This is a genomic window from Mycolicibacterium sp. SMGY-1XX, assembly GCF_059132455.1.
Map to the genome: position 1 here is coordinate 2,648,506 of NZ_CP101139.1, position 15,236 is coordinate 2,663,741.

General features: G+C 67.0%; 16 protein-coding genes. 11 read left to right on the forward strand and 5 right to left on the reverse strand.

Translation table 11 applies throughout. The features are described from left to right. Window positions 1–106 precede the first annotated feature (106 nt). Window positions 107–946 carry a bifunctional allantoicase/(S)-ureidoglycine aminohydrolase gene (locus NL241_RS12990; RefSeq protein WP_494397753.1) on the forward strand — a complete coding sequence of 280 codons (840 nt, stop codon included), beginning with the start codon at window positions 107–109 and terminating at the stop codon, window positions 944–946. A 26-nt stretch (window positions 947–972) separates the two neighbouring features. On the opposite strand, the gene NL241_RS12995 is transcribed toward NL241_RS12990, so the two are convergent. Then, window positions 973–1,608 (reverse strand): sensor domain-containing protein, encoded by a 636-nt coding sequence (locus NL241_RS12995; RefSeq protein WP_494397754.1) that lies wholly within the window; start codon window positions 1,606–1,608, stop codon window positions 973–975. Between the two features lie 22 nt (window positions 1,609–1,630). On the opposite strand from NL241_RS12995, the gene NL241_RS13000 reads away from it, so the two are divergent. The 3 genes from NL241_RS13000 to NL241_RS13010 all read left to right on the forward strand — a co-directional run bounded on the left by NL241_RS13000 (window position 1,631) and on the right by NL241_RS13010 (window position 3,553). Then, entirely contained in the window at window positions 1,631–2,656 is a 1,026-nt protein-coding gene (locus NL241_RS13000) for a uroporphyrinogen decarboxylase/cobalamine-independent methonine synthase family protein (protein WP_494397755.1), read from the forward strand. A gap of 70 nt (window positions 2,657–2,726) precedes the next feature. Then, window positions 2,727–3,209 carry an SRPBCC family protein gene (locus tag NL241_RS13005; protein WP_494397756.1) on the forward strand — a complete coding sequence of 161 codons (483 nt, stop codon included), beginning with the start codon at window positions 2,727–2,729 and terminating at the stop codon, window positions 3,207–3,209. Beyond that, window positions 3,206–3,553 (forward strand): ArsR/SmtB family transcription factor, encoded by a 348-nt coding sequence (locus tag NL241_RS13010; RefSeq protein WP_494397757.1) that lies wholly within the window; start codon window positions 3,206–3,208, stop codon window positions 3,551–3,553. Before NL241_RS13005 ends, NL241_RS13010 begins: the two co-directional genes overlap by 4 nt. A gap of 144 nt (window positions 3,554–3,697) precedes the next feature. Here the strand turns inward: NL241_RS13010 and NL241_RS13015 are convergent, their stop codons facing one another. The 3 genes from NL241_RS13015 to NL241_RS13025 all read right to left on the reverse strand — a co-directional run bounded on the left by NL241_RS13015 (window position 3,698) and on the right by NL241_RS13025 (window position 7,261). After that, window positions 3,698–5,092, reverse strand: coding sequence for an HNH endonuclease signature motif containing protein (locus tag NL241_RS13015; protein WP_494397758.1), 1,395 nt, complete (start codon window positions 5,090–5,092; stop codon window positions 3,698–3,700). Between the two features lie 139 nt (window positions 5,093–5,231). Further along, window positions 5,232–6,848 (reverse strand): 4-coumarate--CoA ligase family protein, encoded by a 1,617-nt coding sequence (locus NL241_RS13020; RefSeq protein WP_494397759.1) that lies wholly within the window; start codon window positions 6,846–6,848, stop codon window positions 5,232–5,234. Continuing rightward, window positions 6,845–7,261 carry an MmcQ/YjbR family DNA-binding protein gene (locus NL241_RS13025; protein WP_487689029.1) on the reverse strand — a complete coding sequence of 139 codons (417 nt, stop codon included), beginning with the start codon at window positions 7,259–7,261 and terminating at the stop codon, window positions 6,845–6,847. The genes NL241_RS13020 and NL241_RS13025 overlap by 4 nt, the downstream gene beginning before the upstream one ends. Before the next feature lie 57 nt (window positions 7,262–7,318). Here NL241_RS13025 and ligA point away from each other — a divergent pair, with 57 nt between their 5' ends. The 7 genes from ligA to NL241_RS13060 are packed head-to-tail and all read left to right on the forward strand — an operon-like array spanning window position 7,319 to window position 14,495. After that, on the forward strand, window positions 7,319–9,424 hold the full coding sequence (ligA, locus tag NL241_RS13030) for an NAD-dependent DNA ligase LigA (RefSeq protein WP_494397760.1): 2,106 nt from the start codon (window positions 7,319–7,321) through the stop codon (window positions 9,422–9,424). Window positions 9,425–9,443: 19 nt separating this feature from the next. Then, window positions 9,444–10,442 (forward strand): AAA family ATPase, encoded by a 999-nt coding sequence (locus NL241_RS13035; protein ID WP_487689033.1) that lies wholly within the window; start codon window positions 9,444–9,446, stop codon window positions 10,440–10,442. 8 nt (window positions 10,443–10,450) lie between these two features. Then, window positions 10,451–11,314 carry a DUF58 domain-containing protein gene (locus NL241_RS13040; RefSeq protein ID WP_494397761.1) on the forward strand — a complete coding sequence of 288 codons (864 nt, stop codon included), beginning with the start codon at window positions 10,451–10,453 and terminating at the stop codon, window positions 11,312–11,314. Beyond that, complete coding sequence (locus tag NL241_RS13045; RefSeq protein ID WP_487689037.1) at window positions 11,304–11,789, forward strand: hypothetical protein; 486 nt, start codon at window positions 11,304–11,306, stop codon at window positions 11,787–11,789. Before NL241_RS13040 ends, NL241_RS13045 begins: the two co-directional genes overlap by 11 nt. Further along, on the forward strand, window positions 11,780–12,871 hold the full coding sequence (locus NL241_RS13050) for a hypothetical protein (RefSeq protein WP_494397762.1): 1,092 nt from the start codon (window positions 11,780–11,782) through the stop codon (window positions 12,869–12,871). The genes NL241_RS13045 and NL241_RS13050 overlap by 10 nt, the downstream gene beginning before the upstream one ends. After that, entirely contained in the window at window positions 12,868–13,773 is a 906-nt protein-coding gene (locus NL241_RS13055) for a hypothetical protein (RefSeq protein WP_494397763.1), read from the forward strand. The genes NL241_RS13050 and NL241_RS13055 overlap by 4 nt, the downstream gene beginning before the upstream one ends. Then, a complete protein-coding gene (locus NL241_RS13060; RefSeq protein WP_494397764.1) occupies window positions 13,770–14,495 on the forward strand; it encodes a hypothetical protein in 726 nt (241 codons plus the stop codon). Before NL241_RS13055 ends, NL241_RS13060 begins: the two co-directional genes overlap by 4 nt. Here NL241_RS13060 and NL241_RS13065 read toward each other — a convergent pair whose 3' ends face one another. Continuing rightward, window positions 14,496–15,164: an ACT domain-containing protein gene (locus NL241_RS13065; protein WP_494397765.1), complete on the reverse strand. Its 669-nt coding sequence runs from the start codon at window positions 15,162–15,164 to the stop codon at window positions 14,496–14,498. Window positions 15,165–15,236: the final 72 nt, after the last annotated feature.

Here is a 15,236-nt window from a genome sequence, read left to right on the forward strand (position 1 = left end):
AGAATCGACACCAACAACGAGCCGCAGGGCCGGCGCCTGAGCAGAGGCGCAGCATGACAACAAGAAGGGGAGCGGGAGTGAAGACCGCAGCGAGTGGGAGCCGAACATGACTGACAACACGCCACGGTATTACGCGCCGACCGGTGGACTGCCACCGCAGACCCAACTGACCACGGACCGAGCGATTTTCACGGAGGCGTACGCCGTACTTCCGCGCGGCACCATGCGCGATATCGTCACCAGCAACCTCCCGTTCTGGGACGACACCCGGTTGTGGGTGATTGCACGCCCGCTGTCCGGCTTCGCGGAGACGTTCTCGCAGTACATCGTCGAGGTCTCGCCGGGTGGCGGTAGCGACAGACCCGAGCTCGATCCCGGCGCCGAGGGAGTGCTTTTTGTCGTCGAGGGCGGGTTCACCCTCGTGATCGGGGGCGACAAGCACACCCTGAGCCCGGGCGGTTACGCGTTCCTGCCGCCCGGGTGCGACTGGACGCTGCGCAATGACACCGCCGAGACGGCGCGCTTCCACTGGATCCGCAAAGCCTATGAGCGCGTCGACGGGCTGGAGGTGCCCGAGCCGTTCGTCACCAATGAGATTCAGGTCGAGGGCATCGAAATGCCGGGGACACAGGGTCGCTGGGCCACACAGCGGTTCGTCGACCCGTCCGATGTCCGCCACGACATGCACGTCAACATCGTCAACTTCGAACCCGGCGGCACCATCCCCTTCCCGGAGACACACGTGATGGAACACGGCCTCTACGTGCTCGAGGGCAAGGCGGTGTACCTGCTCAACAAAGATTGGGTCGAGGTGCAAGAGGGTGACTTCATGTGGCTGCGCGCGTTCTGCCCGCAGGCCTGTTACGCCGGCGGTCCGGGACGTTTCCGGTATCTGCTGTACAAAGACGTCAACCGGCACGCCAAGCTGAGTCGCCAGTTCGTCTGACGGGTCCCGAGGGCTCGGGTGTCGGCCTAACCCGGAACGCCGGCGAGCAGGTTGGTCATCACGAGTTCGGACACCGACTCGGGGAATTCGCAGAAGGTCACCTCGGCGAGCAACGACGCCTTCACCCGATAATCACGGCCACAGGTGGTCGAGGTTCGAGTGCTCAGGGTCTCGGGCTGGGTTTCGACGTCACCGACCAGCAGCGGGCCCAACGAGGTGGCGGCACAGGCGGTGGCGGCGTCGGACAGATCGTCCAAGGCGACGCGGGCGGTCTGGGGATCCGGGTACCGCGCCGCGGCCTGGGAGATCAACGCCGAATCCGGTGGGCTCTGATAGGTGGTCTTGTGGAAGTCGGCCATGTCGGCGCCGAAGGTCTGCGTCTCGGCGAAGACGAATCGGCAGGGCTCCGGGACGTCGCGGGCCAGCAGATCGACATCGACGGGAGACTTGCCGTCCATGCTCGGGATGATGTTCAGATCCTCGCCGGCGCCGGTCAACGCACGCATGCGGGACAGATCCAGCATCAGCGCATCGACATCGACGGCGCCGGGCGGGCCGGGGTGCTCGGAGTAGGGCAGAACCGCGAAACCGCTCACCTGCTGACTGCAGCCGACGACCAGCACCGCAGAGCAGCACGTGAACATCCGTGCGCCCGCCCTCATCCACCCAGGCTACGGTTGGGCCATGAGCGCAGCAGCGCCGTCTGCATTCTCGGCGGCAACCGGCATCGGGTCCTGGCCCGGAACCTCGGCACGAGATGCCGCCGAGGTGGTGGTCGGCGAACTGCACACCCTGACTCATGTGGTCGAACTGCCTGCTAGGGGAGTCGGGGCCGATCTCATCGGTCGCGCCGGGGCGCTGCTGGTCGACATCGCGATCGACACAGTGCCCCGCGGCTACCGCATCGCCGCGCGGCCCGGAGCCGTGGTGCGGCGGGCGAGCAGCCTGCTCGGGGAGGACCTCGACGCGCTGGAAGAGTCGTGGGAGAAAGCCGGTCTGGGCGGATCCAGGCGAACCGTCAAGGTGCAGGCACCCGGACCCATCACCCTGGCAGCGCAACTCGAGTTGGGCAGCGGCCATCGGGCGATCACCGACGCCGGTGCACTACGAGATCTCACCGAGTCGCTGGCCGAGGGTCTCGCCCAGCACCGCGCCGAGGTGGCGCGCCGTCTGGACACCGACGTCGTGGTGCAACTCGACGAACCCACACTGCCGGCCGCGCTGCTCGGCCGGCTGACCGGGGTCACCGGCGTCACGCCGGTGCATCCCGTCGACGAGGCGCTGGCGATCGAGCTCATCGACGCCTGTGTGTCCGCCGCAGGGGCGGAGGTGTCGATCCACTGCTGCGCCGCCGACTTGCCGTGGAAGCTCTTGCAGCGCAGCGCAATCAGCGCGGTGGCGGTTGACGTTTCCACGTTGCAGCCGCAGGACCTCGACGGTATCGGCGAGTTCCTGGAAGCGGGGCGCGCCGTGCTTCTCGGCGTCGTCCCGGCACTGGACGTAGCACCTCGTCCCGCGGTGGAGGAAGTGGCCGCAGCCGCCGCGAAGGTGACCGACCGCCTCGGCTTTCCACGCGCGGTCCTGCGTGACCAGGTGGGTGTGACACCGGCATGCGGTCTCGCCGGCGCCACGGCGGCGTGGGCCCGCACCGCCATCGGGCTGGCGCAGAAGGTCGCCGACGGCTTCGATCAGGATCCCGAGGCCATCTGAATTCACGCAACTGAAAGGTTGCCTTTCTCTGGCATGTGTGGTGAGCTGATAGGCAACAAGGAGGTTGCCTATGACTGCCGACCGGATCGAAAAATCCGTCCTGCTCGCCGCTCCGCTGGAGCGGGTATGGGATGCCATCAGCGATTCCACGAAATTCGGCACCTGGTTCGGCATGAAGGTCGACGGGGCCTTCGTCGAAGGCCAACGAGTCTCCGGACAGATCACCGAGACATCCGTCGACGACGAGGTCGCGGCCAAGCAACGCCCGTATGTCGGGGCGCCGGTCACCTTGTCGATCGTCGCCGTTGAGCCCGGGCGCCGGCTCGCCTTCCGGTGGAATCCGTTGTCCGAACCGGAGTTTGCCGACCTCACCACGCTGGTCGAGTTCACGCTCACCGAACAGGAAACCGGGACCCTGCTCGAGATCGTCGAGTCCGGTTTCGATGCGCTGCCCGCCGAACATCGCGACGGCACCTTCCGCGGCAACAGCGAGGGTTGGGAGCTGCAGACCCGACTGGTCGGCAAGTTCCTTGCGCTCGAAGCGCAGCGATGACCACTGCGTCAACCGCGACGGTGTTCGGCGCACTGGGTGATCCCCATCGCCTCGACATCGTGATCGCTCTGTGTGACGCCGGGCCACGCTCGACTCTGCAACTGGCGCAGTCCATCACGCTGAGTCGCCAGGCAACCACCAAGCACCTCGAACTGTTGCAGACGGCCGGGGTGGTGAGCAGCGCCAAACGCGGACGCGAACGGATCTGGACCGTCGAGCCCACGCCGCTCAACGCCGCCGGTGATTACCTGGCAGCTTTGTCGACCAGGTGGGACCGTGCGCTCGGACGCTTGAAAGCGTTCGTGGAGGACGACCACGCTTCTCGTGCCGCCAGTGCTCGTTAGTTGTGACCGTTGGCGCGTCATCAGGATCTGTTGGAACCAGTCCTGGCAGACCCGGAACCCGGGTGTCATCGGCTGAGGACGGCAGTGATCCTCCGGGGCCTGATCAGTCGGGGACCTGCTGGCTGTGGGCAAGACTCCCAGTAGTCAGCTGGCTGCTGGTGGTTGGAATGGGGTGTACCACCACCATTGGGCGCGTTCCCCGGTGGGGCCGGGGCACGGTGGGACATTGGGTGGCTGTGTGGTGGGTGGTCGGGCCAGGGATGCGTTGGTGAGTTGTCGGCCGGCGGCGTCGGTGACGACGAGCTGGTGGGCGGGGCCGGTGAGCGTGATGCGGCCGCGGTGGTGGGCACGGTGGTAGAAAGGGCAGACCAACACCAGATTCGATGGTTCGGTGGGGCCGCCGTCCTCCCAATGGATGAGGTGATGAGCGTGCAATCCGCGGGTGGCTCCGCAGCCGGGGACCGCGCAGGTGCCGCGGTTGCGGTGTTCCAGAGCTCGGCGTAGCCGGCGGCTGAGGGTGCGGGTTTCCCGCCCGGCGCCGAGGGGGTGGCCGTCGCGTTCGAACCAGACTTCGCAGGTGGCGTCGCAGAGCAGGTAGCGGCGGTCATCGTCGGACAGCAGCGGCCCCAGATGCAGGGCGGCGGCGCGGGTTTTGACGTCGAGGTGCACGACCACGGTGGTGCGGTGTCCGTGTGGGCGGGCGGCGACGTCGGCGTCCCAGCCGGCGTGCACCAGGCTCATGAATCCGTCGACCGGGGTGGGGAACGGTGGGGTGGTGTTGGAGGTGCCGGTGGCGTGGTCGCGTTTCCAGTCGGCGACCAGGGCGTCGCGGTGGGAGTCCAGGGCGGCCTGGAATTCTGCGGCTTCATGGTGGGGCAAGGTGATGTGCCAGGTGACCGACTGGTCGTCGCTGGTGTGGGTGATGGACCGCTTGGGTTGCCGGCGTGGCGGTTCCGGTCGTGACTCAGGCCCGGGTCTCGGTTCGGGCGGCGGTTCGGGTGGGGGCTCGGACGTCGATCCCGCTGTCAATTCCCAGGGCGCGGGCTGTGATTCCCAGGGCTCGGGTTGGTACTCCGGTTCCGGCTCGGGTTGCGGTTCGAGGGTGGGTGTGGGTTTGGATTCCAGGTTCACCGCATGGCGGAGTTGTTCGACGGTGGCGGAGGGGATCAGTTGGGCGTAGTGCTCATCGGAGCCGTTGGCGGCGCGCTCGGCGATGACCCCCATTTGATCCAGTGACACCCGGCCTTGCCGCAGCATGGCCGTGCAGCGGGGGAATTCGGCGAGACGTTGCGCGATGGTGGTGAAGATGTCGGCGTTGCGCGGTGAGACCCCGAGTTTCCAGGCCACCAGTGCTGGTATGGATTTGGCGCCGGTCATACCGGCCAGTCCGTCACGGTCGATCTCGGCGATGATCTCCACGATGCGGCCGTCGATCGCATTGCGCTGTCCGGCCAACTCTGCAAACTCCTCGAACAACACATCGAGCCGCTCCTTGGGTGACACCTCCGGAGCGGCGAAAGATGTTGCGGTCGAGGACATGCCACCATCAAAGCAGAAGGGTACGACAAAACTCTGGGCCGCAAAGGTGGCCCCGAACTCGTCGCGCCAGCCATATCACTACCTGCGAAGCGCCTACGCACCGCGCCGCCTCGAAGCCCGATTTCGCCCGGGAGAACGATCAGCGCGTCCGAAGATCCTTACGCAGGATCTTGCCCGACGCCGATTTCGGTACGGCGTCGATGAATTCGACCCGTCGCACCTTCTTGTAGGGCGCCACGTGCGAGGCGACAAAGGCCATGACCGCGGTCTCGTCCAGCGAGGCGCCGGCCTGTTTGACGACGAACGCTTTCGGGATCTCTTCGCCGTCGTCATCGGTGACACCGACCACGGCGGCGTCGGCGATATCCGGGTGGGTCAGCAGCAGCGCTTCCAACTCCGCGGGCGGCACTTGATAACCCTTGTACTTGATCAGCTCCTTGAGGCGATCGACGATGTACACGCACCCGTCGGAGTCGACACACGCCATATCGCCGGTGTGCAGAAAGCCGTCGGCGTCAATGGTTTCCGCGGTGGCTTTGTCGTTACCCAGATAACCGGCCATCACGTTGGGACCGGAGAACCACAGCTCCCCGGTCTCGCTGCGCCCCGACTCCGGAATCCCGATCTCGGCGCCGCTGGCCGGATCGACGATCTTGCTGACCGCATTCGGCACGGTCCAGCCGACCGAGCTCAGCGGTGCGCTCATCCCGAGAACGGCCTGACCGCCGTCAGGCGGTGTGCAGTGGGTGACCGGGCTGGCTTCGCTCATCCCGTAGCCCTGCACCACCCGGCAGCCGATGCGCTCGGCGACGGCTCGGCCCAGGTCTTGGTCCAGCGGCGCCGCCCCGGACATGATCACCTGCAGGGACGACAGGTCGAAGTCGTCGATCACCGGGTGCTTGGCCAGGGCCACGGCGACCGGCGGGGCGATGTAAGCCCGGGTGCACCGGTGGTCCTGGATGTTGCGGAGAAAGGCCTGTAGATCGAATGACGGCATCACCACCAGCCGCGCGCGGGCCCGGAGGGCGGCGTTGAGCAGCACCGTCATTCCGTAGATGTGGAAGAACGGCAGCACGGCGATGATCACATCGTCGGAGGTGATGCCCTGGATGGGGCGGAACTGCGCCACGTTGGACACCAGATTGCGGTGAGTCAGCATGACGCCCTTGGGATTTCCCGTCGTCCCTGAACTGTAGGGCAGTGCCGCCAGGTGGGTGGAGGGATCAAAACTCACGATCGGAGCGTCGGCGCCGGAGGCCAGCAGGTCGTCGGCGCTGGGGTGGCCGCCCGAACCTGCGTCCGCCTCACCGGGTCCGTCGAGCACCACCACCTCGCTGGGGGACAGGCCCGCGTGCGCGGCGCCTTCGGCGGCCTGGGGCAGCAGCGCCGACACGGTGACGAGCATCTTGGCGTGCGCGTCGGTGAGCTGCTTGGCGATGTCTTTCGCGGTGAACAGCGCGTTGATGGTGGTGGCGGTGGCACCGGCGCGCAGGATGCCGTGGAAGGCGATCGCGAATCCCGAGCTGTTGGGTGACAGCAGGCCCACCACGTCGCCGACGCCGATCCCACGATCGGCCAGTGCACCGGCGAAGGCGTCGACTCGCGTCACCAGATCGCGATAGGTCAGCTCGGCTCCCGTGGGCGCATCCACCAGCGCCACCCGATCGGCGTCGGACTCCGACAGGTCGCCGAAGAGGTAGTCGTAGACGCCGGTGTCCGGAATCTCGACCTCGGGGTAGGGGCTGGCAAATGTCACGTCGCTCCTTTGGTTTCGAGTTGGTGGATCAGCTTCTTGGTGGCCACGAGCCGGTACGACGTGTCGATCAGTTCGGCCACCTCATCCCAATCCGGGCCCGCATCGGCTCTGTCTGCGGTGAGATCCAGACCCAGCCACCCCGAGGGGCCCAGGTACATCGGATAGAAGAACCGCGAGTCCTGCTCCAGCGCGGGGCGCTCGGTCTCGCTGGGCTTGATCAGGATCGAGTAAGGGTAGGTCACCTGCTCGCCGGTGGCCTTGGAGCTGCCGCCGTACCAGACGAAGCTCTTGTTCGCGTAGAACACCGGCCGGCCGTGAGAGATCTTCTCGAACGCTCCCGGGAATCCCAACGCGATCCGCCGCACATCCGCCAAGCCGAAATCGTCATCGCGAAACATGATCGGATGCGGCATGCAGCCCAGGTTAGCCAGGCCGCGATCGGTGTCGGTCCGTTTCGCTAACGTGAGAACGTGAGCTCACCCGAGACAGCGCCAGATCCAACGACGGAAGCAGACCACAACGCTGCCGACTTGCGCAGGCAGTGGCAAGAGCTGGCCGACGAGGTGCGCGGTCATCAGTTCCGCTACTACGTCCGGGACGCGCCGGTGATCTCCGACGGCGAGTTCGACACACTGCTGGGCCGGCTCACCGCGTTGGAGGAGCAGCACCCCGAGCTGCGCACTCCGGACTCCCCGACGCAGCTGGTGGGCGGGGCGGGTTTCGCCACCGAGTTCGGGGCTGCCGATCATCTGGAGCGCATGCTCTCCCTGGACAACGTGTTCAACGCCGACGAGCTCGCGGCCTGGGCCACCCGGGTGCGCACCGAGATCGGCCCGGAGGCGCATTACCTCTGCGAGCTGAAGATCGACGGCGTGGCTCTGGCGTTGGTGTACCGCAACGGCCGGTTGGAGCGGGCGGCCACCCGCGGTGACGGGCGCACCGGCGAGGATGTCACCCTCAACGCCCGCACCATCGAGGACGTTCCGGAGCGACTGACCGAGAATCCCGACTATCCGGTGCCCGACGTGCTGGAAGTGCGCGGTGAGGTCTTCTTCCGCGTCGCCGATTTCGAGGCGCTCAACGCCAGCCTGGTCGAGGAGGGCAAACCGCCGTTCGCCAACCCACGTAACTCCGCCGCCGGGTCGCTGCGCCAGAAGAATCCGGCGGTGACGGCGCGGCGCAAGTTGCGGATGATCTGTCACGGCCTGGGGCACGCCGAGGGATTCAATCCGCCCTCTCTGCACGACGCATACCTGGCGCTCAAAGCCTGGGGCCTGCCGGTGTCCTCGCACACCGTGCAGGTGCAGGGGCTCGAGGCGGTACAGGACCGGGTGACGTACTGGGGTGAGCACCGCCACGATGTCGAACACGAAATCGACGGCCTGGTGGTCAAGGTCGACGAGGTGTCGCTGCAGCGCCGCCTCGGCGCCACGTCACGAGCGCCGCGGTGGGCGATCGCCTACAAGTACCCGCCCGAGGAAGCCACCACCAAACTGCTCGACATCCGGGTCAACGTCGGTCGCACGGGCCGGGTGACGCCTTTTGCCTACATGGAGCCGGTGAAGGTCGCGGGCTCCACGGTCGGACTCGCAACGCTGCACAACGCGTCGGAGGTCAAACGCAAGGGCGTGCTGATCGGTGACACGGTGGTCATCCGCAAGGCCGGCGATGTCATCCCCGAGGTGCTCGGCCCCGTCGTCGACCTGCGCGACGGCTCCGAAACCGAATTCGTCATGCCGACCCAATGCCCCGAATGCGGCACCCCGCTCAAGCCGGCCAAGGAGGGCGACGCCGACATCCGCTGCCCGAATTCGCGCTCATGTCCCGCGCAATTGCGTGAGCGGGTGTTCCATGTCGCCGGCCGGGGTGCTTTCGACATCGAAGGTCTGGGCTACGAAGCCGGTATCGCCCTGCTCAAAGCCGGGGTGATCACCGACGAGGGCGACCTGTTCACGCTCACCGCCGACGACCTGTTGCGCACAGACCTGTTCACCACCCAGAAGGGTGAGATCTCGGCCAACGGTAAACGGCTGCTCGCCAACCTGGACAGGGCCAAGTCCCAGCCGCTGTGGCGGGTGCTGGTCGCGCTCTCCATCCGGCACGTCGGGCCCACGGCGGCGCGCGCGCTGGCCGGCGAATTCGGCAGCCTGGATGCCGTCATCGAGGCCTCCGAGGAACAGTTGGCCGCCACCGAGGGGGTGGGTCCCACCATCGCCGCCGCGGTCAAGGAGTGGTTCACCGTCGACTGGCACTGCGCCATCGTCGAGAAGTGGCGACAGGCCGGGGTGCGGATGGCCGACGAGCGCGACACCAGCATCGAGCGCAACCTCGAGGGCCTGTCGATCGTGGTCACCGGGTCGCTGACCGGCTTCTCCCGCGACCAGGCCAAGGAAGCGATCCTGCTGCGCGGCGGTAAGGCGGCCGGCTCGGTGTCGAAGAAGACGGCCTACGTGGTGGCCGGTGACGCTCCCGGGTCGAAATACGACAAGGCGGTGGAGCTCGGGGTGCCCATCCTCGACGAGGACGGGTTCCGGAAGTTGCTGGAAGAGGGGCCTGACGTTAGCCAGGACGGCTGATGGGTACGCCTAGGCGAGCATGAGTACACCTACACGACTCGACAACGCCGCACTGCAGGACGCCAACCGCACCGTCGACGCCATCTCGCGCGCGTTCTCCGCGAAGGTGGTGGGCCAGGATTATCTCCGGGAATCGCTGCTCATCGGGTTGCTCACCGGCGGGCACATCCTGCTGGAAGGGGTGCCCGGACTGGCCAAGACCACCGCGGCTCGCACCATCGCCGAATCCATCTCGGGTGGATTCCGGCGCATCCAGTGCACACCGGACCTACTGCCCAGCGACATCATCGGCACCCAGATCTACGACTCGTCCTCGCACGTTTTCACCACGCAGCTGGGCCCGGTGCACAGCAATATCGTATTGCTCGACGAGATCAACCGGTCCAGCGCCAAAACCCAGAGCGCCATGCTCGAAGCCATGGAGGAGCGCCAGACCACCATCGCCGGCGTGAATTACCCCATCCCGCAGCCGTTCCTGGTGGTCGCCACGCAGAACCCGGTGGACCAGGAGGGCACCTACCCCCTGTCAGAGGCGCAGACCGACCGCTTCATGCTCAAGGAGGTGCTGCGTTACCCGAGTCCCGACGAAGAGGCGGAGATGATCTTCCGCATCGAGGCCGGGGTATACGAACGTACCGAAACTCCCAGGGCGGTGGTCACTCTCGACGACATCCGGCGTGTGCAGAACACCGTGCGCGGTGTTCACATGGATCCCGTACTGGTGCGCTATGTCAGCGAGCTGGTGCACGTCACCCGCGAACCACGACGGTTCCTTCCCCAGCAGCTGGGGCGGCTCGTCGAATACGGCGCCAGTCCACGCGCCACGATCGCCTTCTGCCGGTGCGCCAAGGCGCAGGCGGTGCTGTCCGGACGCGGTCATGTTCTGCCCGAGGACATCCGCACCCTCGCCCACCGGGTGCTGCGGCACCGGCTCATCCTGGGTTTCGAGGCGGTGAACGTCGACGTCACACCCGAGGCGGTGATCGACGCGGTACTGCAGACCGTCCGAGTGCCCTGACACAGCTCATGGGCAGGCACCTCAACCGCGCTAAATCCCACTTCGGCACCGACACCCGGGGCCTACTCGAGGGCGGTCGCTACGCGCTTCTGCACACCCGCAGCCTCGAACTCGACGAGTTGCGGCCCTACGTGCCCGGTGATGACGTCCGCGATATCGACTGGAAGGCGTCGGCGCGCTCGGGTGACGTCCTGATCAAGCGGTTCGTCTCCGAGAAACATCACAAGATCCTGCTGGTCGCCGATGCGGGCCGGAACATCACGGCGCTGGCGCCGAGCGGGGAGTGCAAGCGCGACATCGCCGCCAACCTGATGGGTGCATTCGGGGTGATCGCGATGGGCCGAAGTGACGAGATCGGCCTGGTGTACGGCGACGATCGTGGTTCGGTGACCGTCCGCAGCCGTCGCGGTGAGAACCATATCGAGAGCATGCTCGAGCGCTACTACAGCCACAGTGCCGACGGCGCCAGCGACATCGTCGCGCAACTGGAGTATGTCGCCCGCTCGCACCGCACACGGCTGTTGCTGGTGGTGGTGTCCGATGAACCCGACGTCACGCCGGGATTGGAGAAAGCGCTGCAGCAGCTCTCCGGCCGGCACGAGGTGTTGTGGTTGCTGATCCCGGACATGTCTGCCGTGGGCGCCGACGATGACCGGGACGGATTCGACGTCGCAACAGGGCGTTTCGTGCTCGGCGAGGCGGCGTTGGGGCCTCGGGTACTGGCGGCCTACCGCGCCGCTGAGCAACGCCGCGTAGCGAACCTGGACGCCTTCCTCACGGCCAACAGAGTGCGGTTCGCGCGGATCGCGGCGAGCACCGATATCCGGTCGGAGCTGGTTCAGATCAGTGAGGCGTATCGGCATGCCGGCTGAGGATCTGCTGCGTTTCCTCGGAGAACCGTTGACGTACTCCCGGTGGTGGCTGGTGGCGGGTGTGTTGGGCATCGTGGCCGTGATCGCATGGTGTATCGGTGTTTACGCCTGGACCGTGCCGGCAAGCCGTTTGCAGCGGCTGCCCGCTGTCGCGGGTATGCACAACTGGCTGGTGCGCAGACGCTTCGAGAACGCGGTGCGGGGAATCGGCGAACGGCACCGAAGCGGGGCGCTGACCGCAGGCCAGGCGTGTGCCGAACTCAGCGCCACCCTGCGCAGCTTCCTCGCCGAGGCCACCGGGACGCCGGCACCATACATGCATGTGAGCGAAATAGCCGTCAGCGGAGCGCCTTTGGTGGTCGCGGCAGCGCCGCTGCTGGATCAGCTCACCACGGCACAGTTCGATCCTGGCGCCGAAGCCGACGTCGCCGCGCTACAGCAGCAGGCCGAGGAGCTGGTCGCGTCGTGGAACTGAAGTGGTGGCCGGTCATCCTGCTGGGCCTGGCGGGCCTCGTCGCCGCGACGGCGGTGGCCTGGGTGGCCCCGTTGGCCACCGACCGGCAACACATGCGCCCCTTGGCCAACCTGAAACGACTGACCACTCTGCCCGAGTACGTCCGGGCCTACCGGGCCTACGTGGTGTCGTTGGCGGCCGCGCTGGTGTTGCTGGTGCTGACCTTCGTCGCCGCGCTGGTGGCCAGTGCACGACCCACCGGGTTACCGGCCTCGACACAGGCGTTCGACGCCGCCCATCCCCAGGACACCATGTTGTGCCTGGGGGAGAACGTCACCGACCCCACCAGCGCGGAGTTCCTCACTCACTATGCGCAACAGGCGCAGTCGTTCGACCGGCAACGGCTCGGACTGACCTCGGAGACCCTTCGGGTCATCCCGTTGACGCGGGATCACACGTACGTCACCGATCGCCTGCAGGGGCTGGCGAGGCTGGCCCGCATCCAGCAGGACCTCGATGGTGACATCCCGGTATCGGACGCCGACCGTGCGGAGCTGACCGCGCGCGCCGCCGAGTTCTCCCGGTCACTCGACTACACCGACTACACCCGGAGCGTGGAAGACGTTCTGGCGCTGTGTCTGTCGGGTTTCCCCGAGACGGGCAACGTCACGGGTCAGCGTCGCCAACTGGTCTACCTCGGGTACAGCGCATCGGGTGACCCAGCCGACCCCCGCCCGTCGCTGTTCACCGCCGACGCAGTACGGCAACTCGCCCAGGATGCCGATGTGCAGATCAACGTGATCGTGCGCGCCGACGTCATCCGATCCACCCCGCAGGGCAACGATGCACTGCGCTCGCTGGCCGAGTCCACCGGTGGGCGGTTCCAGCTGTACAACCCGTCCGAGGCCGCGTCGGCCGAGCCCGGCATCGACCCAATGCTCCAAAGGCATCTCGACGACATTCGGGACAATCCGCCCGCTGTCGAACTTCCCGACGGCCGGCTGATCACCAGTGACTCCTGGGACACTCCGCAGCCGGCGCTCATCGCCGCGGTACTGGCAGCCGTCCTGCTCAGCCTGACATTGGTGGTGTTACGCCGATGAACTTCGCTCCGGTGGGTTCACTGACCTTGATCATGGTGATCGGTGCCGTTCTGATCATCCTCAGACTGTTTGCGCTCTACCGTATCTGGGCTCAACCCTCGTCACCGCGGCGCCGCCGCGCGGTGCTGCGGTGGGCCGGCCTCACCGCGGCGGTGCTGCTGATCCTGGCCGCGGCGGCCCGGCCCGGTATGGACGCCGGCCGCGCGGTCGAGGCCAGTGCCGTGTCGACGTCCTCGGCGGTGAACGTATTCGTGGTCGTCGACCGATCCGTCGGTTCCCCGGTACCGCAGATGCGTTCGGACATCACCGCATTGATCGATCAATACCCCGACGCCCGGTTCGCCGTGATCTCGTTCGGCACCCGCGCCACCGTGGACTGGCCACTGTCCGACGACGTGTGGAGCCTGCGGTCGTTCGTTTCCGGGTTGTCGCCGTATGTGCCCACCGTGCCGGATCCGGTGTTGCAGGCCAACGCCTTCGCCGCGCGGGATGTGCTGCGCGCGAAGGCCGACGAGGCCGTCGCCGCGTACCCGGGATCGACCAATCTGGTGTTCTACCTCGGGACCGGCGACCCCGACTCCCTTGTCTCGCGGGGAGAGTTCGACATGACGCCGGGCCTGGTCGCCGGCGGAGCGGTGCTGGGCTATGACACGGGACAAGGTATCGACCAACCCAGGCTGCAGGAGATCGCCGGGCAACTCGGGGTGCCATATTCGCTGCGGGAAGGTCAGCCCATCGGCGGTATCGCGCCGGCACCGGAGACGGCAGCGTCAGGGGAGACGCTGCAGGTGGCCGACCGGCGCGAACTCTATTGGCTACTGACGTTGTTGGCGGCGGCGCTGGTGCTCGCGGAAGTGGCGTTCACGGTGCGTGAGTACCACAAGAACAGGTTGCGATTATGAGCACCATGTCGACGCGCCGCCGCCTGTATCTGTACTCCGCGCCGATCTGCGTTCTGGTGCTGCTGATCAGCGTGAAACTGATCAGCGTGGTGATCCTCGGTGACTCGGCGCGCTCGAATTTCGTCAGCCACGACATCGACGCTCTGGAGTCCGATGTTTCCCTGTTGCAGATCGCCGATGTCATCGAACCGGGTACCACCGACTTCGCCGCGGGCAGCCGCGACGTGTTGACCGGCCGGCTTCCCGACGCCGAGCGCCGGTTCGCGCAATCGTTGCAGCACACCGGGCTGGAGGAGTCCTGTCCGGTGCGCATCAATTTGGTACTGGTCCGGGAAACGTTGGGAGAACTGGGTTTTCGTGACGGGAATCGTGATGAGGCGATCCGGGGTTATCAGGAAGCGCTGACAACGGCGCAGGAGGCGCCGCCGAACTGCTTCGAGGGGAATGACGATCCCGATGAGCAGCGGCGCGCCGTGCGCGCGGACACAATCCCGCGGCTGCAACGCAAGCTGGCCCTGGTGTCCGGGCCCGCCGTCGCCCCGCCGCCGCCCCCACCGGCGGCGGCCCCACCACCACCGCCCGTCGGCTCGCCGGCGCCGGACGACCCCTCGCTCGCCCAACCCGACGAACCAGAACCAGGGCGCCTCGGCACCGGCGACCCGCAGGAGTTGCTGCGCAAGCTGCTCGATGACGCCAACGCGGCCGGCGACAGCCGAGAATGATCAGCGCAGGATCGTTGCGACAATCCCGGCCAGATAGCCCAGCCTGGCGACTTCGGAGGGCCGGAAGTCCGGCCCGCCGGGGCGGCCCAGCATGACGGCGATATTGGGGTCGCCGAGCGGGGCGGCGGCCAGGGTGGTGTCCATGTCGCGCCACACCTGAGGTACCCAGTCGGCGGTGCCGTCCAGGTTCGTCGCATGGTCGAGCGGCAGCCACGGCGCGGACTTGGCTTGGGTTTCCGGGGCGGCCGGGCTGCCCACCACCCGCTCGATGCCGCCGTCGCTGCGCCGGGCCACCGTGCACCAGCCGACCCGCAGCACCCGGGGCGCCTCATCGACGAGCACCTGCAGTTTGGCGTCGCGGCCGGGCGCCGCGGCGATGTGGTCGATCAGTTCCAGCTCGCGGTGCGCTTCCAGGAGCCCGGTGTGCGGGCGAATGCTGTCGACCCGCACTCCGTCGAGTCGCTCGGCGGCGGTGATCAGCATGTCCGGCATGGCGCCGGGCGGCAGGTCCACCACCAGATCGTCGATGGCATAGCCCGAGGTGCGCTCCACGACGTCGAGAGAAAGGATGTCCGCGCCCACCGAACCGAGGGCGACGGCCAGGGAGCCGAGGCTGCCCGGTCGGTCGTCCAGCTGGACCCGCAGCAGATAGGAAGGCACGCGCAACACTGTCGCACAGCCCACCGAGCCGGGCACTCCGGGCGCTGGTCGGCGGGTTTTGGAACTGTAGGCTGGATCCTC

What these genes read in the sequence shown, in the direction of transcription:
- NL241_RS13005 (WP_494397756.1), top strand. Translation starts at nt 2,727, where the DNA reads ATGACTGCCGACCGGATCGAAAAATCCGTCCTGCTCGCCGCTCCGCTG.
- NL241_RS13025 (WP_487689029.1), bottom strand. Translation starts at nt 7,261, where the DNA reads ATGCCGCATCCGATCATGTTTCGCGATGACGATTTCGGCTTGGCGGAT.
- NL241_RS13040 (WP_494397761.1), top strand. Translation starts at nt 10,451, where the DNA reads ATGGGCAGGCACCTCAACCGCGCTAAATCCCACTTCGGCACCGACACC.
- NL241_RS13060 (WP_494397764.1), top strand. Translation starts at nt 13,770, where the DNA reads ATGAGCACCATGTCGACGCGCCGCCGCCTGTATCTGTACTCCGCGCCG.
- NL241_RS13000 (WP_494397755.1), top strand. Translation starts at nt 1,631, where the DNA reads ATGAGCGCAGCAGCGCCGTCTGCATTCTCGGCGGCAACCGGCATCGGG.
- NL241_RS13055 (WP_494397763.1), top strand. Translation starts at nt 12,868, where the DNA reads ATGAACTTCGCTCCGGTGGGTTCACTGACCTTGATCATGGTGATCGGT.
- NL241_RS13015 (WP_494397758.1), bottom strand. Translation starts at nt 5,092, where the DNA reads ATGTCCTCGACCGCAACATCTTTCGCCGCTCCGGAGGTGTCACCCAAG.
- NL241_RS12995 (WP_494397754.1), bottom strand. Translation starts at nt 1,608, where the DNA reads ATGAGGGCGGGCGCACGGATGTTCACGTGCTGCTCTGCGGTGCTGGTC.
- NL241_RS13010 (WP_494397757.1), top strand. Translation starts at nt 3,206, where the DNA reads ATGACCACTGCGTCAACCGCGACGGTGTTCGGCGCACTGGGTGATCCC.
- NL241_RS13035 (WP_487689033.1), top strand. Translation starts at nt 9,444, where the DNA reads ATGAGTACACCTACACGACTCGACAACGCCGCACTGCAGGACGCCAAC.
- NL241_RS12990 (WP_494397753.1), top strand. Translation starts at nt 107, where the DNA reads ATGACTGACAACACGCCACGGTATTACGCGCCGACCGGTGGACTGCCA.
- NL241_RS13045 (WP_487689037.1), top strand. Translation starts at nt 11,304, where the DNA reads ATGCCGGCTGAGGATCTGCTGCGTTTCCTCGGAGAACCGTTGACGTAC.